Below are 21,501 nucleotides of genomic sequence, written 5' to 3'. Positions count from 1 at the left end.
TGGATAATTCCTCATCGCGCTTTCTCGACGGCGTACACAGGAGATCATGAATGCTAGACCGAATCTTGGATATCATCGCGCAGGCATTGCGCGAATACCGACGACGGACTGGCCTCAGTCAAGAGCAGGTTGCGTTGAAGATCGGTTGTTCCGTGCCGACCTACAGAGCCTTGGAAGTGCCATGCATCGATCGTGACCGTATGCCTAATCCAAAGCTCGGGACTGTGATGCGAGTGCTCGCCACGGTAGGCCTCGATGCCGCACTTGTGGAATCTCTGGCTATCCAGTTTATTGACAATCGCCAGGCCCCAAATACACTCCGAGATCATGAATAAGAGGCGTATAAGCATCTTGGGATCGATGATCGCGCTGGTCGTCGGGATATCGTTGCTGGGCGCGGCCCCGGCAGATGCAAACCCAAGGCTGCTTCTCATGGATGGAGGACCTTCCGCGAGCACCTGTGCATACTGGCGCGGCTATTACATCGTTCGCGGGATACATGTGTCCGGATGTTCCAAGAATTACATCTCTAAGAGGTGGAGCTTTTACCTCATTTACTAGGCATTTCTCCGCGCCAGCGCTCGGCTCAGAGCAGTCCGAGGTCGTAGGCGGCGGCGACGGCCTCGTCGCGCGTCGTGACCCCGAGCCGCTGGTAGAGCGCTCGCGCGTGCGATTTCACGGTGTTGATCGACAGGTGCGAGCCCGAGGCGATGGCCTGCAGACTCATCCCCCGATCGAGGCCTTCCAGCACCCGACGCTGCTGCGGGGTGATGCGCACGCGATCGACGTCGAGCGCCGCGACCTCGCGCGCACCCTGCGTGTCGGCGAGGTCGGCGCCGAGAGCCGAGCGCGCGGCGGCCGGCACCGCGAGCCAGGTGCTGAGCAACCCCCGCTCGCGCACCGACGCAGCCAGGTCGCTGTACTCCCCGGCCACCGGGCGGGCGGCGCGGGCGGCCGCATGCGTGGCCAGCGCCCCGAGCCGCTCGCGGGTCGTGCGACTCGCACCGAGCGCCTCCACGGCGCGTCGGGCGGCGAGCGGTGCATCGCCCGCGGCGAGCGCCAGCCGGGCGCGGGTGAGACGGGCGATGTGGTGATCGGCGTGGTCGGCGGCGGCCCGTTGCGCCTGGGCATCCTGCCGTAACGACAGCAGCAGCTCGACCTCGGCGTGGGTGAGAAGCGGGCCGAGCGTGCTGCCCTCTCCGAGCCAGGCTTCGAAGCGCGCCTTGTCGTCGCGCACGGACTGCAGGGTGCCCAGACGGTCCCCCCACACGAGCGCATGGCGGGCCCGGGCGTATGTCACGGCGGGCCCCCACCCCTGTTCGGCGTTGACCGGTTGGTCGAGCATCCGCAGGGCGGCCTCGGCGTCGTCGCGGCGCAACGACTCGATGCCGATGATCGCCCGTGCCGTGTCGGCGGTGAGCGCGATGCGCGAGGCGAACCACCCGTCGACGGCGGGTGCCTCATCGTGCCGCGTGAGCCAGGCCGACGCCTGCTCGATGTCACCGTCGAGCGCGAGGAACAGGGCGGCCTTGCCGGCCGCGTCGCGCTGCACGTAGTCGACGCGCGAGTCGCCGCTGCGCTCGTACGCATCGCGCAGGCTGAGCACGGCGCCGGCGAGGTCGTCGGCGAGCCCGCGGGTGATCCCGGCCTGCAGGAGCGCGGCGGGTACGCGGGACGCGACGAGTCCCGGTCGGTGGACGACCGCGATGCGGCTGAAGCGCTCGACCAGCGACGCCAGCCGGATGGCGCGGGGGAAACGCCCCCGCACCCGCAGCGCGATCATGCGGGAGGCGGCCACGCTGAGAAGGCTGAGGGCCCGGTCGGAGCGGGCCAGCGCTTCGAGTTCGTCGAGGTCGTCGGCATCGGGCAGGCTGGCGCTGCCCAGCATGCGATCGACCGCGTCGGCCGAGGAATGCAGGCGGATGTCCCGCACCGCAGCCGCGCGGGTGTCGAGCTCGAACGCGTCGAGGGGGATGAGGCGCAGAGCCTCGTCGAGCAGCTGACCGGGCTCGTCGAGCAGCGCCGACCAGTGCGCGCCGATGAGCCGCACCGCACGTGGCCAGTCGCGGGAATCGAGCGCGCGGCGTACATCGCGGTCGACATCGGCCACGTCGGCATCGCCGCCGAGGGTAGCGATGGCGATGCCGTCGCGCCCCGGCGTCGGCGCGATTCCGTCAGGGTCGCTCGTCATGATCGTGGTTCCTCGGTCTCCCTTCGAGAATATCGGTGAGCCGGAGGGATGCGGGATATCCGAACGGGGGGTTCGTGGCAACCCTCTCCACCCGACCGATCCGCCTCCCTATCGTCGAGGAAACGGGTCGCGGGCGTGCTGCCCGCCCCTCGCGAAGGAGCAGGAAATGGTCGTCATCGGGTACCACGCATCGCACGAGCAGCATCCGCCGCGCGAGCTCCTCGCCGCAGTGCGCCTGGCCGAGGCCGTCGGTTTCGACGCCGCGATGTGCTCCGACCACCTCGCCCCCTGGACGCGGGCGCAGGGCGAATCGGGGCACGCGTGGAGCTGGCTCGGCGCCGCGCTCGGTGCGACATCGTTCCCCATCGGCCTCGTCACCGCCCCGGGCCAGCGCTACCACCCCGTCGTCATCGCGCAGGCGATCGCGACGCTGGCCGACCTCTTCCCCGACCGCTTCTGGGCCGCACTCGGCAGCGGCGAAGCGCTGAACGAGCACGTCACCGGCGAGGGCTGGCCCGACAAGCCGACGCGCCAGCGGCGGCTGCGCGAATCCGTCGACGTCATGCGCACCCTGCTGCGCGGAGAGCGAGCGGCTGCCTCGGGCGCCGTGCGTGTGCACGACGCCCGACTGTGGAGTCTGCCCGACGTACCCGCCCCGCTGTTGGGAGCGGCCGCGAGTCCGGCGACGGCGGAGTGGATCGCCGACTGGGCCGACGGGCTCATCACCGTCGGAGCGACCGCCGACGAGACGCAGCAGGTGCTCGCGCGATATCGCGCGCACGGCGGTCGCGGCAGCGCCCGGCTGCAGATCCACGTCAGCCTGGCCGACACCGAGCGCACCGCCGTCGACATCGCGCGCGACCAGTGGTCGCACTGCGCCGTCGCGGGCGAGCGCATGTGGGACCTCGCGAACCCCGAGGACTTCGAGGCGGAATCCCACCCCACCGACGACGACCTGCACCGGTCCGTGATCATCGCGGATTCGGCGGATGCCCTGGCCACCCGCATCGCCGAGATCTCGCGCGGCTTCGACCACGTCTACCTCCACCACGTCGGCAAGGACCAGGCGACGTTCCTGCGCCGATGCGAGACCGAGCTGCTGCCGGCACTGCGGGGGATGCTGTGACCGCCGGCCGCTTCCTCGGCACCGACCCCTGGGCCATCGAGGCCGAGGGGGTCGACGAGAGCGTGCTCGCCCACGAGGAGTCGGTCTTCGGACTCTCGAACGGGCACGTGGGGTGGCGCGGCAACCTCGACGAGGGCGACCCCCGTGGGCTCTCGGGCAGTTACCTCAACGGCGTGTTCGAGGAGCATCCGATGCCCTACGCCGAAGACGGTTACGGCTACCCCGACACGGGCCAGAGCGTGATCAACGTGCCCAACGGCCAGCTGATCCGGCTGCTCGTCGACGACGAGCCCTTCGACATCCGCCGGGGAACCGTGCACACCCACACGCGGCGCCTCGACCTGCGCGACGGCACCCTCGGGCGCCGCGTCGAGTGGACCAGCCCCACCGGCCGCGGCGTGCGCCTCGCGTCGACCCGCCTCGTCTCGCTCGCCCACCGGTCGGTCGCGGCCGTGCGCTACGTCGTCGAAGCCGTCGATCACCCCGTCGAGCTCACGATCCTCTCGGAGGTGCTCGCCAACGAGCCGGTTCCCGTCGTGCACGAGGACCCCCGGGTCGAAGACCTGCTCACCGAACCCTGGCGACCGGTCGAGGCCGACGTGCTGGGCACGGCGGCGACGTTGCTGCACCGCACCCGCGAGAGCGACCAGGTCGTTGCCGTCTCGATGGACCACGTGGCGACCACCACCGGCTCGGCGGCGCCATCCGTCACGACGGAGGCGCGCGAGCAGCTCGCCCGCACCACCATCCGCGTGCGCCTGTCGCCCGGCGAGAGCATCGAGATCGTCAAGGTCGTGGGCCACGAGTGGTCGACGTCGTCGCCTCCGTCGAGCCTTCGCGACCGCGCGGAGGTAGCGGTCGCCGATGCGCTGCGCGGCGGCTGGGACGATCTGGTCGCCCGACAGCGCGCACGGCTCGACGACTACTGGGGCTGCGCCGACGTCGAGATCGACGGCCTCCCTCGGCTGCAGCAGGCGCTGCGGTTCGCGCTGTTCCAGGTGTTCCAGGCATCCGACCGCGCCGAACTGCGCTCCGTTCCTGGAAAGGGTCTCACCGGATCGGGCTACCAGGGCCACACCTTCTGGGACTTCGAGGCGTTCGTGCTGCCGGTGCTCACCTCGACCGCCCCGCACGCCGCCGAGCAGGCGCTGCGATGGCGTCATTCGACGCTCGATCGGGCGCGGGAGCGCGCGAGGCTGCTGCACCTCGACGGCGCCGCCTTCGCGTGGCGCACCATCGACGGCCGGGAGAGCTCGGGCTACTGGCCGGCCAGCACCGCCGCCTTCCACATCAACGCCGCCGTCGCCGGCGCCGTGCTGCACTACGTGCGCGCGACCGGCGATACGACGTTCGAACGCGAAGCCGGGCTCGAGATGCTCGTCGAGACCGCACGCCTGTGGTGCGCGCTGGGTCGATGGGATGCGGCGGGCGCGTTCCACATCGACGGCGTCACCGGTCCCGACGAGTACTCCGCGATCGTGAACGACAACGTCTACACGAATCTCATGGCGCGGGTGAACCTGCGGGGGGCCGCCGCCACGGCGCGGAAGCATGCCGATGTCGCCCGCGCGCTGGGGGTCGACGACGACGAGATCGGGCGATGGGAGTCGACCGCCGCCGCGATGCACATCCCCTACGACGACGCTCGCGGCGTGCACCCGCAATCGGCCGGCTTCACCGATCTCGAGCGGTGGGATTTCGACGCCACCGGCGCCGATCAGTACCTGTTGCACGATCACTTCCCCTACTTTCAGCTGTACCGCAAACAGGTGATCAAGCAGGCCGACCTCGTGCTCGCCCTCTACTTCGCCCACGAGGAGTTCACGCCCGAGCAGAAGGAGCGCGCCTTCGCGTACTACGAAGCGCTGACCGTGCGCGACTCCTCGCTCTCGGCCTCGGTGCAGTCGATCATCGCGGCCGAGGTCGGGCACCTCGATCTCGCGTTGGACTACCTGGCCGAGGTGGCCACCATCGACCTCGACGACCTGCACGGCAACACCGAGGAGGGCCTGCACATCGCGGCGCTCGCGGGCGCCTGGTCGGCGGCGACGGCCGGCTTCGGCGGCATGCGCGACACGGACTCCGGGATGTCGTTCCGCCCGCGACTTCCTCCGGGCGCGACGCGGCTGGCGTTCGGCATCCGCATCCACGGGTGCACGCTGCACGTCGAGACCACGTCGGCGTCGACGACGTACCGCCTCGTCTCGGGCGCCGCAGTGCGCATCCATCACTTCGACGAGGAGGTCGTGCTCGAGCCGGGCCGGCCGGTCACGCGCGACACGCCTCCCGCCGAACCGTCGGGCCCGCGCCCGACCCAGCCCTGCTGGCGCGAGCCCCGGCCCGCGGCCGAGGCGCTGGCCGTAGAGAGAGGAGAGAACCATGTCGGATGAGACGCCCCCGGTCGGCGCGATGCGGATGGCCTTCTGGTCGTGGATGGGCATCGTCGTCGTCGGCCTCGCTGTGATGATCGTGCTCCCTCTGGCGGGGAGGTGACTCGTGCGACGGTTCGTGCGCGACTGCGGCCTCAGCCTCGCGTTCCTCGCCATCTTCGTACTGACGCTCGTCGGCCAGTCGTTCGCCGGTCTGGCCTACACGAACGAGGAGCTCGCCCAGCACGGCCAACCCCCGGTCGGCTACCTCGAGTTCGTCACCTCGTCGGACTTCCTTGTCGACGTCGCCGAGAACTGGCAGTCGGAGTTCCTGCAGTTCTTCCTCTTCATCCTCGCGACGATCTGGTTCATCCAGCGCGGGTCGCCCGAGTCGAAGAAGCCCGGCGACGAGGGCGTCGGCACCGATGCCGATCAGTACGTCGGCCGCTACGCCCGGCCCGATTCACCGGGATGGGCGAAGGTCACGGGCATCCGGCGGTGGATCTACTCGAACTCCCTGCTGGTCGTGATGGGCGCGATCTTCCTGCTGTCGTGGTTCGCCCAGTCGCTGGCCGGCACCACGGTGGCGAACGAACAGAACGCGCAGCACGGCCTGCCGCAGGACACGTGGCTGGACTACGTGCTCTCGCCCGAGTTCTGGAACCGCACACTGCAGAACTGGCAGTCGGAGTTCCTCGCCGTCGGCGCGATGGTCGCGTTCTCGATCTACCTGCGCCAGCGCGGGTCGAGCGAGTCGAAGCCGGTGGGCACGCCGCATCACGTCAGCAGCGTCGAGGCGCAGTGAGTCCGGCGCGGTGACGCACCGCATCCGCCCGGTGAGACCTCACATCCGCCGTGAGACGACACGCGTGGGGCGCGGTCTCACGGCGGATGCGGTGTCTCGGCGGAGCATCCGGAGCGCTCCGCCGAGACCTCAGGCGGCGCGTCGCCGCCGTCCCACCAGGAGTCCCCCGACCCCGGCGAGCAGAAGGACGATCGCGAGGGCGAGCACCGCCCGCGACTCCGCACCCGTGGTGGCGAGCGGGTCGCTCCCTCCCGGTGCGGCGACCGTCACGATCTCGACCACGGCCGTCGCCTCGGCATCCGCCGTCGCGTCACCTACACCCGAGGCCGACGCGGTCGCCACGTTCACGACCTCGCCGGCCGCGGCCTGCGCGGCCGTGATGCGGTAGTCGTCGACCGCTGCGCACTCCACGGACTCCCCGGGCGCGATCTCCTCGGCCGCGCACTCCACCGCTCCGGCCATCGGGTCGGACACCGCGAGGTCGCGCAGAGTCGCGGCGCCGTCGTTCGTGACCGTGAACGTCCAGCGGATGCTGTCGCGCACCGTCGTGCGGCCATCGCCGTCGGCGTCGATCGGCGTGCCGGTCTTGCTCAGCGCGAGCGACACGGTTCCCACGAAGGGCAGCGTGCTGGTCGACGGGGCCGCGAGCACGGGCGTCTCGGAGCGCGGGGCGAGAGCCGATGCCGAGGCGGTGTTGGTGAGACCGCCCGCGTCGATGTCGGCCTGCGTCACCTCGTACGACGCCGTGCAGTCGACCCACTGCCCAGGCAGCAGACCGTCGACGTCGCAGGCGATGTCGGACAGCTCCCCGGTTCCCGAGAACACCTCCTCCGCGACGGCGATGTCGGTCATCGTCACGTTGCCGTCGTTCGTCACGCGGAAGCGGTACTCGACGTCCTGTCCCGCCGTCTCGATACCCGCGACGTCGGCGCTCTTGACGATCGAGACCGCGGGCGCGGGGGTGAACGGCAGGTCGGCACGGGAGGCCGACGACCGCACCGGCCCGTCGGCCGCGGCCGCTGTGGCGACGGCCGTGTTCGACACGCCGCCGGCATCCACATCGGCTTGGGTCACCGTGTACGTCGCCTCGCAGACCACCTGGTCGTCGATCGCGAGCTCGTCCGCCCCGTCGGCGCACACCACCGGGGACAGGTCGCCGGTACCGGTGAACGACGTCTCGTCGATCGCGACGTCGCGCAGCGGCACGTTGCCCGCGTTCGTCACCACGAACGAGTAGACGACCTCGTCGCCCGCCACCAGCGCGTCGGTCGAGACCGACTTGGTGAGCGTGATCGCCGGAGCGGGCGTCACCGCGACGACCGCCGTCGACGCGTTCGACACCGGTGCGTCGACGCCCGCGGGGGCGGATGCCCGCGCCACGGCGGTGTTGCTCACGCCGCCCGCGGCGATGTCGTCATGTGTGAGGGTGTAGGTCGCCGCGCAGGTGATCGCGCCCTGGGGAGCGAGCGGACCCGTCGGGCAGGTGACGACCGGCGCGCTCACGCCCGAACCCGTGAACTCGCGCTCGTCGATGCGCACATCGGTGAGCGTGACGTCGCCCTCGTTCACCACGCGGAACGCGTAGGCGACCGGGGTGCCCGCAGCCACCACCGCATCGGGGGTGACCGACTTGGTGAGCGACAGCGCCGCCGTGCGCACCACCTGATCGGTGTCGTCGTCGGATGCCGTGAGCGACGCCTGCGCGTCGGCCGGGTCGGATGCCGCGACCGAGGCCGTGTTGGTGAGCGCGTCGATCGCCTCGGCGCTCTGCCGCACCCGCACCGTCACCGACACCTGGGTCGACGATGCGTCCGGCGCCTCGCCGATCGCACCCTCGTCGTTCGCCGCGGCAGCGGGGGCGAGCGCGGGCAGCGGCCAGGTCACCGTGCCGCCCGCGCCGTCGTCGGACGCACCGGAGAGGGTGCCGCCGGCCGAGGCCGACACGAACTGCAGGTGGGCAGGGAGCACGTCGGTCACGACGGCGCCATCGACGCTCTCGCCGACGAGCCGGTTCGAGACGGTGATCGCGTAGGTGTACTCGTCGCCGATGGCGATGCGGTCGCGGCCGTCGTCCTTCGTCAGCGTGAGCTCGGGCTCGCCGGCGATGACCTGCATGCAGGCCCGCGCGCTGTCGTTCGCGGGCACGCCGTCGTAGTACTCGCCGTCGACGGTGGCGTCGACGCACACCGAGTCGGCGCCCTCGACCGCGACCACCGGCAGGTTCAGCGCGATCGGCTCGCCCTGCGTCACCACGTCATCGGTCGGTGCGCACGTGAGCGTGGTGCCGCCGGCGATGGGAGCGGGTCCGTCGGGCGAGCTGCACGCCCAGCCGTCGAACTCCAGCGCCGTGACGGTGAGCGCCGCGGGCACCTCGACGACGACCTCGGCCGGGGCATCCGTCGCCCCGCTGTTGTTCGTCACGAGGAACGGCACGGTGCCGGGGCGGTCGACCTGCAGGGGCAGTCGCGCGGGTGCCGCGGCCGAGAGGTCGGACTCGACGATCCGCGCGCACACGGCGCGGGGTTCGGTGGGCGACGTGGTGGCGCTGTCGATCGCCACCGAGTTGCAGGCGATGTCGCCGTTCACGGGGTCGCCGACGACCGCGGCGACGTAGGTGAACGAGCGCGACTGACCGGCGGCGAGCGTGCCGCCCACGACCGCGCGGATCGCCATGGCGCCGTCGGCGTCGGCATCCCACGCGTTCGCGCAGCCCGTCGGGCCTCCCGCAAAGACCTCGGGACGGCAGGGGTTCACGGCGTCGGAATAGGCGAGCGTCACGCCGGTGCCCGCCGTGGCCGAGGTGAGGCTCTCGGCGAAGGTCGAACCACGGGAGACGCCCGCGGTGGTCGCCGTGAGCCCCGTGTCGCCGGGGTGGGGCAGCACGTCGTAGGCGATGACCCCGGTCTGCGCCGTCGAGCCGTTGTTCGTGATGGTCACGCGGTAGGTGATGTCGTTCGTGGTGGGCGAGACCGGCACGGGAACGTCAGGGTTCGAGCGCCATTCGCAGCCGCCGGGCGCCGAGGCCACCGGGTAGCAGATCTCCTTCAGCACGTTGAGGGCGGTGGTCGCTCCGACCGTCACGTTCGCGCCGACGTAGGCCCAGCTCTCGGTCACGTCACCGTCGCCGTCGAGGTCGGGGGCGTCGACGAAGCGGAAGTTGCCGTTGTTGCCCCAGATCGCGGTGTTGGGGCCGTAGTTGTGCCCCGCGTCGCCCATGTAGAAGATCGCGTTGCCGGTGCTGCCGCCCGCGACCGCCGTGGTGGGCGTCGCCTGCACGGTCATCGTCGGCCACGTCTCGTTGGCGCCCCACACGGTGCCGGCCGCACGCGACGCGTATACGGCCTGACGCTGCTGCCCGCTGATGGTCACGGTCCTGTACTCGAACGAGAAACCGGTGGCCGCGGCGATGGCGGCGGAGTTCGGGATGATGTCCCAGCCCACCGGAGCGACGTAGACGTACTGCCCCTCGAACGGCGTTCCCGGTTCGACGTCGGCCGTCGACGCGTTCAGCGAGTAGGTGACCGGGGTGCCGACGACCGGCTGACCGCCACCCGCGACCGAGACGCCCAGGGTCGGGCGGAAGTAGACCGGACGGGGAACCGCGGTGACGGTGTACGACGCGTCGCCCAGGTCGAGGTCGGCGAGGTCGGTGCCCGGGTAGCTCATGGTGGCCGACGCCGTGTTGGTGCGCACCCACCCTTCGTTCGGCACGTCGTCGCCGACGCTGTAGTAGTAGCGCACCTGCGCCTCGGTACGAGCCGTCTGGCTCGACTCCTCGAGGTTCGGGCCGTTCAGCGGCGCCGTCACGACCGTCGCGGCGGTGATGAACCGGCCGGCGGGGGCGTTGTAGTTCGCGACGTCGGAGACGGTACCCGTGGTGCCGTCGTCGAGCGTGAACTGCACCGATCCGCGCGTGCCGACCAGAGCGACCCCGTACACCGGCAGGCCGGGCTGGCCGAGTTCGTCGTCGACCACGGTCGCGACACCGGGCACGTTGGCGCGGTTGGCGAGGCGCACGTACCAGTAGTGACCCGACTGGCGCTCCCACACCAGGGGGTCGGTCGCGGTGCCCGCGTCGCGGGTCGAGCTCTTGCCGTCGAGAACGGCGCTGGCGAACGGCTCGCAGGCGTTGACCCGGTGCGAGCGGCTGGCGGTCGCGGTCTTGACCGTGCCGCTGAGGTAGGTCATCGACACGTCGAGGCGGTTGGTCATGTCGACCACGCAGCTGTCGCCGTCGACGATCGAGTCGGGGTAGCGCACCGTGACGGTGCGCGGCTGACCGAGGTTGTTCAGCGGACCCCAGCCGGGCGCCGCGCCCTGACCCGAGGCGGTCCAGGTGACGGTGTTCGTGGCGGGATCGTGCACGCCGCCGTTGCTGGCCGAGACGAAGATCGCGTCCTCATCGAGGTGGTCGGTGACGGTGTAGTCGCGCGCGCACTCGTATGCGGGCTCGCCGTGCCCGGCGGTGCTGCGTTCCCACTGGCAGCTCGCCGACATGTAGAGCGTGTACGTGTAGTCGCTCTCGGTGCGCGCGAGGTCGGGCGACGCGACCGAGACGCGGGGGTCGGGCGTCGCGATGTGCCAGGTGATCTGATCGGTCGCCGTGACGGGCTCGAGCCCGGTCGCCGAGAGCGTGACGGATGCCGGCACGACCTGGCCCTCGGGGAAGAACGAGGCCGGGTCCACACCGACGCCGCGGCTCTGGAAGCGGTAGGTCATCTGGAACGAGCCGCTCGTGCCGGGGGCGAGGGTGCCGAGCTGCACGGTCTGGCCGGCGGCGGCGCTACTCGTGACGACGTTGCCCGGCAGCGAGGTGCTCGCGTACGCCGAGAAGCGCTGGGTGCCGTAGAACGGGTCGAGGATCTGCGGGGCCACCCGCACGACGGCCGAGGCGCACTGCACCGGCCCGCAGCTGTACGAGACGTTGAGCTTGTAGAACCACTCGTCGCCGTTGGAACGGTCGGCGATCTGCGCCTGCAGATCGGTGATCGGCTGATTCGTGATGCCGTCGAGGTACTCGACCTGCACGACGAGGTCGCCGGGGGCGGCGGTCGCGGCGACCGGTGCGACCAGGATGCCCCCGATAGCGGTCACGACGCCGAGCACGGCGGCGATCAGGGGCCGTAGGCGGTGGGTGCCGAGGCGCGCGCGACGACGGGTTCTCTGTGACATGGGGACTCCCTCTCCGAGCACGAACCTAGGGTCCACGGATTCAGGAAATGCACAGAAACGAGAAAACTCACCCCCATTTCACCCGTGCCGGCGCGAGGCACCACCGAAAGGGTGGCACCCCGCGCCGGAGCGGGTTCATCAGCGCAGGCGGGTGCTACGAGCGGATGCTCGAGCCCGTCACGCGGGACAGCCCGTCACGCGCGACGCCGGCGGGCGATCAGCGCCACCGCACCACCGGCGAGCGCGAGCAGGGCGGCCAGGGCTGCGAGGCCCATCGGCCCTTCGGCCCCGGTGGTCGCGAGCTCGTTCACCCCGGGGGTGCCGGGGCGGGCCGGGTCGACGGGCGTCTCCCCCGAACCCGGGGTGCCCGGCAGCTCGGCGGCCGGAAGCCGCACGATCACGCCGGCGTCCCAGGTCGGGTCGATGCCCTCGGTCGCGCGCACGTCGGCCCACGGGTAGTCGCGGGTGAGGTGCACGTTGTCCGGCCCGAGCACGATCGTCTGCGTCAGGCCCGTCTTCGGGTCGGCATCCGAGTCCGCGACGTCGTCGGTACCGGCATCCGCCTGCGTGAACACGTACGTCTTCTTCTGCGCGTCGGTCAGCGTGAAGCGCACGCGGTACTCGCCCGCGGGCAGCTCGTCGAACAGGTACCGACCGCGTGCGTCGGTGCTCGTCGTCGCGATGACCTCGTCGCCGCGCAGCAGCTCGACCGTGACGCCGGGAAGCACCTGCTCGTCGTCGTCCTGTCGACCGTCGCTGTTCGCGTCGATCCAGGTGACGTCGCCGATCGCGTACGTCTTCTCGGGCTCGACCGTCACGCCCGGGGTGTTGAAGAGCACGACATCGTCGGATGCCCCGCTCTCGGCCACGGTGATACGCGTGAGCTGCGTCGCCTTCTGGTAGCCCGTCGGGGCGACGTCCTCGCGCAGCCAGTACGTGCCGGCCGCCGCGACCGTCGGGGTGGCCCCGTCGGCGGTGAGGATCGTGCCGTCGACGACGCGCAGGTCGCCGAGCACGACGGTCGCCTGATCGTCGGCGAGCACCGAGAAGCGCGCACCGGCGTCGGTGATGAGCTTGGCGGCATCGGTGCTGTCGCGCTTGAGCAGGTTCAGCGGCAGATCGTTGGTCGGGGTGATGGTCGCCCCGCTCGCTCCGATCATGTTGGTGATGCCGACGTTCGGCTCGAAGTCGACGACGCGCACCGCGAAGAACAGCGTCACGGTCTGTCCGCTCGCGAGGCGTCCGCGCTCCAACGTCACGGTGTCGTCGGCCGCGTCGTACGACGCGGTGAGGCTCGAGCCGGGCACGGTGTAGCGGGTGCCGTCGATCGTGCGCCCCGTGGCCAGGTCGGCGGGGTCGACCCAGCCGACGAACTCGACGCCGGCCGGCAGCACGTCGACGACGTCTTCGACCATGTTCGTGAACGTGCCGTGCGGCATCAGCTCGACGCGGTAGACGAACTCATCGCGCACGAGCGCGCCGTCGGCATCCGTCTCGACCCGCAGGCTGCCGGTGAAGGCGTCGTTCGCGGCGTCGTAGACGCGCTTGCGCACCTCCATCTCGTTGCCGAAGCTCGTCGCGGTCGAGCGAGACGTCGACGTGTACACGATCTCCTCGTCTGCGCCCTCATAGCGGGCGGAGTTCTGCACGTCGAGCGTCTGCTTTCCCTGCAGCACCTGCAGCGGAAGGTCGACGGTGATCGACCAGCGCTTCGTGAAGGGCGCCGCCGCGGATGCTCCCCACGCCGCGTCCTTCGGGAACTCGGCGTTCGGCGCGATCACGAGTCGGCCGTCATCGTCGAGCGAGACGTCGAAAGTGTCGGCGTCGAGCGGGAAGTTGCTGTCGTACGCACCGGTGATCGACTCCGCGATGGCGGGCAGCGTCGCCGGGGTGACGTCGAACACCTCGTGGTCGATCTCGTCGACGATGCGCGCGGTCGAGGCATCGCCGACGTTCTCGCCGATCGTGAAGGTGTACGGGATGGTCGTCGCCGTGCCGGGGGTCACCGAGACGGTTCCGCCCGGTGCGGTCTTCGAGAATCGGCTCGGGTCGTCAACCCCGCCGCTCGTGTCCTTCGGCACGGTGATGGTCGTCGCCGCCGACTTGGTCTCCCACTTGCCGTCGGCGTACACGAAGTACGCGTCGTTCTGCACGCGGTAGGTCGCGGAGTACTGGTCACCGCCGCTGGCGTTCTTCGGCAGAGCGGTGATCGACGCGGCCGCGCGCAGCTGGTAGCTCTTCGACACGTCGGCGCCGAGGTTCACGTACAGGTTCGGACCGTCGACCGCATAGGTGAAGCGATACTCGTCGGCGGCGATGGCCTGTTCGAACCCGCCCTCGATGCCGCGTGCGGGCGCGAGCGCGATCGTCGCGCCGGTCTGGTCGGTCAAAGTCAGGAAGCCCTCCGCATCAGCGCGCCACGTCGCCTCGGCGGGCAGCGTGTCTCGCACCACGACGTTGCGCGTCAGGCCGAAGGGGCCGTCGGCGAACGGGGCGAAGACGGTGAGGTCGGCCCGCAGGGAGTAGGTGACAGCGAGGGGCTGATCGAGCACGGCGCCCGCGGGCAGCTGCTCGTCGAGGCGCACGGCGGCGGGGTCGACCGCCTTGCCGAAAGCGGCGCCCGTTCCGGGGCGATCCTGGCCCTTGACGCTTCCGCGGATGGCGGTGCTCGTGCGGTGCTTCTGCCCCGAGACGTCGACCTCGTTGGTGAGCGAGACGGCGTACGATCCGCCGTTCACGCGGTCGACCGCGTCGTAGGCCTTCTGCAGGTCGTCGCGGATCGCGTCGAGTGCTGCGGCGTCGGCGATGCGCGCCCGGTAGGTGAAGGTGTAGACCGAGTTCGCCTCGGCACGGAAGGCGTGGGTGAAGGTCGCACCGCCGATCGACGGCAGACCCGAGACCGGGGAGGTCACCGGGTTGAGGTCGTCGGCGTCACGCACGGTCTTGCTGCCCGCGAGCGAGCCCTCGACGAACGCGAGGTGCGCGCCGAGGGTGTCGGTGAGGGTGATGTCGCGGGCCTCGGCGCTCGACACGGTCACGGTGTAGGGAAGGGTGGCGTCGAGCGCGCTCTCGGGGATCACGACGCGACCGTCGACCACCGAGTGCGGGATCGCGACGGTGCCGACGGTCTTGTTCGATCCGGTGGGGGTGGCCTGCGGCGACTCGCCCGGCTTCACGACGATGACCTTCTGCGTGGTGGGGGTGCCGCCGACGTTCCAGACGAGTTCCCGCACCTCGCTCTTCTCGATCGTCTCGACGGTGAACGAGAGGTCGAGCACGCCCTGGTTGACGTCGCCGGGGAAAGGGTCGGCGAAGGTGACGATGAGTCGGCCGCCGGCATCCATCGCGAGCGAACGCACAGCGGTGTTGCCTGACGGCACGACGAGCGCCTTCTCGGGGATGGCGATGCCCTCGGGCAGGTCGATGGCGACCACGTCGCCGTCGTCCATGCTGCCGTAGCCGAGCTGGAACGCGTAGGTCCCGCCCTCGGTGAGCACGGGGGTGCCGTCGTGGACGCTGCCGGAGTCGACGGGGAAGACGGTCACACCCCCGCCCGCGGCCAACGCCGGGGCGCTGAGGCCGCCGACGGCGAGAAGGGCGGCGAGGATGCCCGCCAACCAGTGGATGAGAGTGCGCGCGCGGGATCGCCGCACCGTGTACTGAGACATCGGATACTCCAGAACGGTTCAGGAGGCGCGCCGAATGGGGTGCACGCCTCTGCGTCGGTACCGGGTTGCGGTACGCGTGACCGCGCAGGTGTCGACCCGCGCGATCAGGGGGCCCGGGATGGCCCACCAATGAAGAGAACACGGATGCGCCGTTTCATGACGCGAAGTTGCGGGTGAACCGAGGGTGAAGTTCGTCGAGCCGCGGACTCACCCCCCGCGCGGTTGTGACGCGTCAGGCGTGGTGCGGCGAGATGCTCCCGCGGTGGGAGACGAGCGCGGTCGAGACGAGCCCGACGGCGAGCAGCGCCGCGCCGGCGCCGACCCACGCGATGTCGTAGGGCAGCAGCTCGACGCCGTACCGCACCTGATGCACCCGCAGCAGTTTGTGGTGCACGACCCCGTCGAAGACCTGGAACAGCCCCGCGCCGACGAGCAGCCCCGCCATGACGACGGCACCACGGAAGCCCTCCCGCCGCCGCGCGTCGAGCAGCAGGAACACTCCGGCCACCGCGATCGCGAGCTCGCCCGCGTGCAGCAGCCCGTCCGACACCAGCCCGATCGCCGGGGTGCTGCGGTCGTAGAAGTGGTGCCACGCCAGGATCTGGTGGAAGACGATCTCGTCGATAGCCGCCATGACGGCGACCCCCAGCAGCAGACCGGCGATCCAGGCGCGCGTGCGCAGCATCCGCTTCATGACCGTGCTCCCGCAGACGCCGGGGCGTTCCCCGCGGCCACCCCCGACGCGATCGACGGCACCGGCGTCGACGTCGCGCGCCGCAGGCCACGTCCGATGCCGTCGCGGCGGCCGGTCGCGCGGAACCACTCGAGTCCGAGCAGCACGAGCAGCGTCGCGTCGACGAGATCGCCGCCGGAGAACATCAGCTGCGCGCCCGCCTCGACATCGGACACCGGCAGCCCGGCGGGCGGGTTCGCGTACAGGGCCTTCGCGATGACGGCGTGCACGGCGAGCGCGGCGACGAGCACCCCCACGCGCAGACGGAACGGGCTGCGATGCGGATTCGGATCGACGGCGACGACGGATGCCGTGAACAGAACCCCCGCGAGAAGCACGTGCGCCATCACCACGATGTGCAGGAGCGGGTTGCGATGCACGACCTCGAACACCGGGGTGAGGTACAACACGGCGAGCCCGCCGAGGGAGAGCACCGCGGCGACGATCGGATGCGTCAGCACGCGCGCGAGCGGACTGCGCAGCACCGCGCTCACCCGGCGTGCCGGTTCGATGCTGAACGAGCGGAGGGCGAGGGTGCTCGGTGCCGCGAGCACCAGGAGCAGCGGCGCGACCATGCCGACGAGCAGGTGCGCGGCCATGTGCGCGACGAACGACTCGTGCGCCGCCGCCGCGAGGGGTCCGACCGTGCCGAGCCAGATCGCAGAGACACCGGCCGTCCAGGCGGCGATGCGCGCACCCGGCCACGAGCCGCGTCCGCGCTGCACCCCGAGGGCCGCGCAGGTGTACACGATCACCGCGGCGATGAAGGGCATCGCGAGCGCGGCATCGCCGATGCCCACCGTGGCGAGGCCCGCGCCGTGATGATGCACGTGCGCCGAGACGCTGTCCATCGCTCCCCCTCCGCTCGCCGTTCGTCGACGCTACGGCGACGCGAGCGCGGCGACGGAGGGGCTTGACTCGCGGGCGACGACGCGCGAAGGGCCGCGCGTGCGATCGCCGACGCGAAGGCGCCGGGTCAGCCGGCCGTCTGGGGCGAACGGCGTCGGCGCACTTCGACCGCGAGCCCGCCGAGCGCCACGAGCAGCAGGGCGCCGCTCGCCGCGGCGATGGGCAGAGCACCCCGGGCATCGACGGCACGTTCGTCGTCGGCATCCCTGGCGGGCACCGGCGCGTGCGACGAGCCCGCCGGCGGCGACATCGCACCGGAGACCGGCACGACGGCGGACGCCGTGACCGGGACCGGAACGGGTGACGCGGCGGCGGGTTCCGCCGCGAGGGCGGCGCCTCCGACCAGCAGGGCACTGGCCGTCGAGGCGAGAAGGGCGCGCCGGAGGCGCGCGCGAACGCGGATGCTCCCCATACGGGACGATCTCCTTGGTGGCTTCGGGTAGAAGCCGTTCGGATGCCGGGCATCCCCCCGTCTACCTCGCCCGGAGAACTGTAGACGCAGGAGAGCATACTCCCTGCGGGTGATCGAACGGGGGAGGGTCGTAGGGTGGCACGCATGTCGGACAACGCGCACGTGCCCACCTCCCTGCCGATGGATGCCTGGCTCGCGGCCCTCGCGAAGCCGGCGGGAGCGCCGGGCGGCGGGGCCGCGTGCGGCGTCGTGCTCGCCGTCTCGGCCGGACTCCTGCACATGGTCGCCGGCTACACCGACGACCCGCGCGCCGAGGAGTGCGCGGACCGCGTCGCGCTGGCTCGCCGTGCCGCGCTCGACGCCGCCGAGGCCGACGGCATCCGCTCCGCCGGCTTCGGGGCCGCGCTCGCCCTGCCCGCCGACGACGCCGAGCGCGACGCCCGGGTGCGCGACGCCGCTCTGTCGGCCGCGCGGTCGTCGATGGAGGTGGGCGAGGTCGGACGGGGTCTCGTGCCCGACCTCGCCCTGCTCGCCGAGATCGGCAACCCCGCGGTGCGCGCCGACCTCGCCATCGCCGCCGAGACCCTCGCGGTCGGCATCTCGGGCGCCGCCATCAACCTCCGCGCCGACCTGGCGCTCGCGACGAAGCACGGCGCCGACGCGTCCGAGCGCGGGCGTCTCGACGAGGCTGCGGCGGCCCTCGGTGACGACCGCGCGCGCACGGTCGAGATCGCCGCGCGCATCCGCGCGGAGATGTGACTACCATTTCAGGGTGGCCGACATGACGCGCGTGATGATTCGCACGCACCTCAAGATCGATGGCGACACGTATGCCCTGTCGCAGGGCACCGACGTCGAGGAGCTCAAAGACCAGGTGCGCGCATGCGTCGCATCGGGCGGGGACTTCCTCGAGTTCGTGGTCGTGGGGAACCGCCTCGTCAGCGTCTTCATATCGCGGCGCAGCCGGATCGTGTTCAGCGTCGAGACCGTTCGTCACGACGCCCGCGACACCGGCGACCGCGACCATCCGTACGGCGGCTTCTTCGATTACGAGTACTGACGCGCCCGTCTGCTGCGCACGCCCAGCACCGCCCCGCCCAGCACCGCCGCAGCGAACGACCCGAGCAGCACGCCGATCTTGACGTGCTCGTCGGCCACCGAGCTCGCGCCGTACGCGAGTTCGCCCACGAGCAGCGACACGGTGAAGCCGATACCGGCCAGCAGCGACATGCCCGCCAGGTCGGGCCAGCGCAGGCCGTCGTCGAGGCGCAGTGCGGGCACCCGGCTGAGCGCGAACGTCGTGCCGAGGATGCCGATCGGCTTGCCCAGCACGAGGCCGGCGATGATGCCGAGAGTGATCGGATCGCGCAGCGCCGAGACCAGCCCGTCGATGCCGCCGATCGTCACGCCGGCCGCGAAGAACGCGAACACGGGCACCGCGAAGAGCGTCGCGACGACGCCCCATCGGTCGGCGAGATGCGGCGCCATGCCGTCGTACTCGGGCTCGCCGTCGGGTCCGACGCGCTTCGCCACGCGCGCGCGGGCGGTCGGCAGCACGGGAACGACGAAGCCGAGGAGCACGCCAGCGACGGTCGCGTGGACCCCGGCCGCGTGCACGCACACCCACACGGCGATCGCCAGCGGCAGCAGGATCCACCACGCGCGGATGCCCGTGCGCACCGCGAGGGCGAACCCCGCGAGGGGCAGCAGCGCGAGCACCAGCCAGGGCACGCTGATCGACTCGGTGTAGAACGTCGCGATGATGGTGATCGCGATGAGGTCGTCGACGATCGCGAGCGTCAGCAGGAACACGCGCAGCGCCGGCGGCAGGAAGCGGCCGACCACCGCGAGCACCGCGACGGCGAACGCGATGTCGGTGGCGGTGGGGATCGCCCACCCCCGCAGCACGTCGGGGCCGCTCCCCGCGGCGATGAGCAGGAAGATCGCGGCCGGCACGACGACGCCGCCCACGGCCGCGGCGATCGGCAGGGCCGCGCGTCGCGGGTCGCGCAGGCGCCCGGTGACGAACTCCTCTTTCAGCTCCAACCCGACGACGAAGAAGAAGATCGCGAGCAGCCCGTCGGCCGCCCAGGCGCCGACGCTCAGTTCGAGATGCAGCTCGGGGATGCCGAAGCGGAAGTCGCGCACCTGTTCGTACCAGGGCGCGAGGGGAGAGTTGGCGAGAACGAGGGCGGCGACGGTCGCGGTCAGCAGGAGGGCGCCGCCGAGCACGTCGCTGCGTGCGTTCTGGCGGATGCCCCGCCAGAGCTCGTGAGGGGCGCGGCGCAGCCGGGAAGGGGTGGACGAAGACATGGAGGCACCTCGGGGTGAGAAGGAAGGGTGACGCGTCTGGCCGCTCCTCCTTCGGATCCCGGAGGGCGGCCTAGATGCGGCGGGGCGGCGGGCAGCCCGCGATCTCGCCGTGCGAGATCGTTCCCCAGACACTGGTCCACCCGTTGGTACCGGGGTGCATGACCACACGCATCCACTCCCCCATCGGCGTCGCCGAGGCGAGGCGACGCGGGGCGCGCGACGCGCCGGCGGAGAGCAGGGTCATGCTCGTCAGCCTATCGGGCCGCCCACGGCCTTCCCTGGGACGCCGTCGTTTTCGTGCCGTCCGCGCCGAGGCCATCAATTGCGCCACGAGACCCCATGCCTCCCGTGGTGTCTCAGGCGCGAGGCGGTGTCTCGCCGGCGCCGTCGAGCGCCAGCGCGGTGAGCACCCGATCCACGTGCGCCTGCACGTCGAGCGCGGAGGGCGCGGCCGCGAGACCGAGAAGCCGACGGCGATGCGGTTCGCCGAGCAGAGCCGCGAAGAGCAGGTCTGCGCAGTCCGCGGCATGCGGCGGAAGGTGCTCGGCCAGGAATCGCTGCGCCCGGCCCGGACCCTGTTCGTAGAACTCGGCCGCGAGCGAGGCATCCGCTCCGGCCGCGCCGACGAGCGCGCGGTGCACGGCGATCGCGTCGTCATCGAGCAGGTGCGCGACGACCGAGACGGATGCCGCCCGCAGGTCGGCTTCGGACGCCCAGGCCTCGTCGACATAGGCGTGCTGCCGTCGCACGGCGGCGCGCACGAGGCCGAGGCGGTCGCCGTAGTCGGCGTAGAGCGTGCGCTTGGCGACCTGCGCCTCGGCCGAGACCCTATCGAAGCCGACGGCACCGTACCCTTCGGCGGCGAGCAGCGCGACGACCACGTCGACCACGCGCTCGTGTCGCTGCGCCCTTTCGCCGGCCGAGGGTCGTCCGCGCTTTCCCGTCATGGGAGTAGCCTACCGTTAATGCAACGAAACCGTTTCATTGAGGAGGGCCCGTGAACACCCACATCCATCACATCGCGATCCAGGACGACTGGGAGATGAGTCGCGGCTTCGGCGAGTACGCCGTCGCCACCCGGGGCACGCACCTCGACGACGAGGGGTTCATCCACGCCACGACCGCCGACCGCGTGTTGCAGGTGGTCGCCCGGCGGTACGGAGACCTCGCCCTGCCCCTGCTCGACATCACGATCGACGTCGAACAGCTGCAGAGCGCCGGCGTCGATGTCGAATGGGTCGACGGCGCGCCCCGCATCCTCGGCGAGCTGCCGATGTCGAGCGAGGTCATCGTGGCGGAGCATCCGATCGCGCGCTGAGCGCTCGCGTCGCACCCCGCGACGGGTTTACTCCCCTGCAGGATCCTTCGCGGCCTGCGCCTCGGCGATCGACGCCCGCACGGCGTCCATGTCGAGTGCGCGCACCTGACCGATCAGGTCTTCCAGCGCCGGCGCGGGAAGGGCCCCGGCCTGCGAGAAGACGAGCACGTTGTCGCGGAACGCCATGAGCGTGGGGATCGAGACGATGCCCGCTGCTCGCGCGAGATCCTGATTGGCCTCGGTGTCGACCTTGGCGAAGGTGATGTCCGAGTGCTGCTCGGACGCCTTCTCGAAGATGGGGCCGAACATGCGGCAGGGACCGCACCATTCCGCCCAGAAGTCGACGAGCACGATGCCGTCGTCGGCGACCGTCTGGGCGAAGTCTGCACTGCTGAGGGCTGTGGTTGCCATGGGTATCCTTCCGTCGTCTCCAGTATGGGTGCGACGGCACCCGTCGAGGGCCGCGACAGAGTCGGTCAGGAATT

At 71.1% G+C, this 21,501-nt stretch carries 17 protein-coding genes; 7 read left to right on the top strand and 10 right to left on the bottom strand.

All coding sequences use genetic code 11. From position 1 onward, the window contains the following. Positions 1–50 precede the first annotated feature (50 nt). Positions 51–335 carry a helix-turn-helix domain-containing protein gene (locus tag AC3A3J_RS05680; protein WP_487671354.1) on the top strand — a complete coding sequence of 95 codons (285 nt, stop codon included), beginning with the start codon at positions 51–53 and terminating at the stop codon, positions 333–335. A gap of 251 nt (positions 336–586) precedes the next feature. On the opposite strand, the gene AC3A3J_RS05675 is transcribed toward AC3A3J_RS05680, so the two are convergent. After that, on the bottom strand, positions 587–2,191 hold the full coding sequence (locus AC3A3J_RS05675) for a LuxR C-terminal-related transcriptional regulator (RefSeq protein WP_487671353.1): 1,605 nt from the start codon (positions 2,189–2,191) through the stop codon (positions 587–589). Positions 2,192–2,357: 166 nt separating this feature from the next. On the opposite strand from AC3A3J_RS05675, the gene AC3A3J_RS05670 reads away from it, so the two are divergent. From AC3A3J_RS05670 to AC3A3J_RS05660, 3 genes are all read left to right on the top strand, one after another. Then, positions 2,358–3,317 (top strand): TIGR03885 family FMN-dependent LLM class oxidoreductase, encoded by a 960-nt coding sequence (locus AC3A3J_RS05670; RefSeq protein WP_487671352.1) that lies wholly within the window; start codon positions 2,358–2,360, stop codon positions 3,315–3,317. Then, positions 3,314–5,707, top strand: coding sequence for a glycoside hydrolase family 65 protein (locus AC3A3J_RS05665; protein WP_487671351.1), 2,394 nt, complete (start codon positions 3,314–3,316; stop codon positions 5,705–5,707). The genes AC3A3J_RS05670 and AC3A3J_RS05665 overlap by 4 nt, the downstream gene beginning before the upstream one ends. 106 nt (positions 5,708–5,813) lie before the next feature. Further along, entirely contained in the window at positions 5,814–6,491 is a 678-nt protein-coding gene (locus AC3A3J_RS05660) for a DUF6766 family protein (protein WP_487671350.1), read from the top strand. A 129-nt stretch (positions 6,492–6,620) separates the two neighbouring features. On the opposite strand, the gene AC3A3J_RS05655 is transcribed toward AC3A3J_RS05660, so the two are convergent. The 5 genes from AC3A3J_RS05655 to AC3A3J_RS05635 all read right to left on the bottom strand — a co-directional run bounded on the left by AC3A3J_RS05655 (position 6,621) and on the right by AC3A3J_RS05635 (position 17,385). After that, positions 6,621–11,663, bottom strand: coding sequence for a DUF7507 domain-containing protein (locus AC3A3J_RS05655; RefSeq protein ID WP_487671349.1), 5,043 nt, complete (start codon positions 11,661–11,663; stop codon positions 6,621–6,623). 194 nt (positions 11,664–11,857) lie between these two features. Then, entirely contained in the window at positions 11,858–15,331 is a 3,474-nt protein-coding gene (locus AC3A3J_RS05650) for an SdrD B-like domain-containing protein (protein ID WP_487671348.1), read from the bottom strand. A gap of 232 nt (positions 15,332–15,563) precedes the next feature. Continuing rightward, positions 15,564–16,025, bottom strand: coding sequence for a DUF2243 domain-containing protein (locus tag AC3A3J_RS05645; protein WP_487671347.1), 462 nt, complete (start codon positions 16,023–16,025; stop codon positions 15,564–15,566). Beyond that, a complete protein-coding gene (locus AC3A3J_RS05640) occupies positions 16,022–16,915 on the bottom strand; it encodes a cytochrome c oxidase assembly protein (protein WP_487671346.1) in 894 nt (297 codons plus the stop codon). The genes AC3A3J_RS05645 and AC3A3J_RS05640 overlap by 4 nt, the downstream gene beginning before the upstream one ends. Before the next feature lie 125 nt (positions 16,916–17,040). After that, complete coding sequence (locus AC3A3J_RS05635) at positions 17,041–17,385, bottom strand: hypothetical protein (protein ID WP_487671345.1); 345 nt, start codon at positions 17,383–17,385, stop codon at positions 17,041–17,043. Positions 17,386–17,529: 144 nt separating this feature from the next. Between AC3A3J_RS05635 and AC3A3J_RS05630 the strand changes: the two genes are divergently transcribed. Continuing rightward, positions 17,530–18,144 (top strand): cyclodeaminase/cyclohydrolase family protein, encoded by a 615-nt coding sequence (locus tag AC3A3J_RS05630; protein WP_487671466.1) that lies wholly within the window; start codon positions 17,530–17,532, stop codon positions 18,142–18,144. 13 nt (positions 18,145–18,157) lie between these two features. After that, complete coding sequence (locus AC3A3J_RS05625) at positions 18,158–18,445, top strand: hypothetical protein (protein ID WP_487671344.1); 288 nt, start codon at positions 18,158–18,160, stop codon at positions 18,443–18,445. Here AC3A3J_RS05625 and nhaA read toward each other — a convergent pair. From nhaA to AC3A3J_RS05610, 3 genes are all read right to left on the bottom strand, one after another. After that, on the bottom strand, positions 18,433–19,698 hold the full coding sequence (nhaA, locus tag AC3A3J_RS05620) for a Na+/H+ antiporter NhaA (RefSeq protein WP_487671343.1): 1,266 nt from the start codon (positions 19,696–19,698) through the stop codon (positions 18,433–18,435). The genes AC3A3J_RS05625 and nhaA overlap by 13 nt on opposite strands. Positions 19,699–19,768: 70 nt before the next feature. Beyond that, positions 19,769–19,942 (bottom strand): hypothetical protein, encoded by a 174-nt coding sequence (locus tag AC3A3J_RS05615; RefSeq protein WP_487671342.1) that lies wholly within the window; start codon positions 19,940–19,942, stop codon positions 19,769–19,771. 112 nt (positions 19,943–20,054) lie between these two features. After that, positions 20,055–20,645 (bottom strand): TetR/AcrR family transcriptional regulator C-terminal domain-containing protein, encoded by a 591-nt coding sequence (locus tag AC3A3J_RS05610; protein ID WP_487671341.1) that lies wholly within the window; start codon positions 20,643–20,645, stop codon positions 20,055–20,057. A 50-nt stretch (positions 20,646–20,695) separates the two neighbouring features. On the opposite strand from AC3A3J_RS05610, the gene AC3A3J_RS05605 reads away from it, so the two are divergent. After that, positions 20,696–21,016: a DUF952 domain-containing protein gene (locus AC3A3J_RS05605; protein WP_487671340.1), complete on the top strand. Its 321-nt coding sequence runs from the start codon at positions 20,696–20,698 to the stop codon at positions 21,014–21,016. Between the two features lie 27 nt (positions 21,017–21,043). Here the strand turns inward: AC3A3J_RS05605 and trxA are convergent, their stop codons facing one another. Beyond that, entirely contained in the window at positions 21,044–21,427 is a 384-nt protein-coding gene (gene trxA, locus AC3A3J_RS05600; RefSeq protein ID WP_487671339.1) for a thioredoxin, read from the bottom strand. Positions 21,428–21,501 lie beyond the last annotated feature (74 nt).

The organism is Microbacterium sp. Soil_N32, from assembly GCF_057655505.1.
The sequence above is the reverse complement of the archived record's forward strand: the minus strand, read 5'-3'. Positions and strand labels throughout refer to the sequence as shown.

Excerpts from the sequence above, each read along its gene's own strand:
- AC3A3J_RS05645 (WP_487671347.1), bottom strand. The coding sequence starts at position 16,025 with ATGAAGCGGATGCTGCGCACGCGCGCCTGGATCGCCGGTCTGCTGCTG.
- AC3A3J_RS05610 (WP_487671341.1), bottom strand. The coding sequence starts at position 20,645 with ATGACGGGAAAGCGCGGACGACCCTCGGCCGGCGAAAGGGCGCAGCGA.
- AC3A3J_RS05680 (WP_487671354.1), top strand. The coding sequence starts at position 51 with ATGCTAGACCGAATCTTGGATATCATCGCGCAGGCATTGCGCGAATAC.
- AC3A3J_RS05670 (WP_487671352.1), top strand. The coding sequence starts at position 2,358 with ATGGTCGTCATCGGGTACCACGCATCGCACGAGCAGCATCCGCCGCGC.
- AC3A3J_RS05650 (WP_487671348.1), bottom strand. The coding sequence starts at position 15,331 with ATGTCTCAGTACACGGTGCGGCGATCCCGCGCGCGCACTCTCATCCAC.
- AC3A3J_RS05640 (WP_487671346.1), bottom strand. The coding sequence starts at position 16,915 with ATGGACAGCGTCTCGGCGCACGTGCATCATCACGGCGCGGGCCTCGCC.
- AC3A3J_RS05630 (WP_487671466.1), top strand. The coding sequence starts at position 17,530 with ATGTCGGACAACGCGCACGTGCCCACCTCCCTGCCGATGGATGCCTGG.
- AC3A3J_RS05675 (WP_487671353.1), bottom strand. The coding sequence starts at position 2,191 with ATGACGAGCGACCCTGACGGAATCGCGCCGACGCCGGGGCGCGACGGC.
- AC3A3J_RS05615 (WP_487671342.1), bottom strand. The coding sequence starts at position 19,942 with ATGACCCTGCTCTCCGCCGGCGCGTCGCGCGCCCCGCGTCGCCTCGCC.
- AC3A3J_RS05655 (WP_487671349.1), bottom strand. The coding sequence starts at position 11,663 with ATGTCACAGAGAACCCGTCGTCGCGCGCGCCTCGGCACCCACCGCCTA.
- nhaA (WP_487671343.1), bottom strand. The coding sequence starts at position 19,698 with ATGTCTTCGTCCACCCCTTCCCGGCTGCGCCGCGCCCCTCACGAGCTC.
- AC3A3J_RS05635 (WP_487671345.1), bottom strand. The coding sequence starts at position 17,385 with ATGGGGAGCATCCGCGTTCGCGCGCGCCTCCGGCGCGCCCTTCTCGCC.
- trxA (WP_487671339.1), bottom strand. The coding sequence starts at position 21,427 with ATGGCAACCACAGCCCTCAGCAGTGCAGACTTCGCCCAGACGGTCGCC.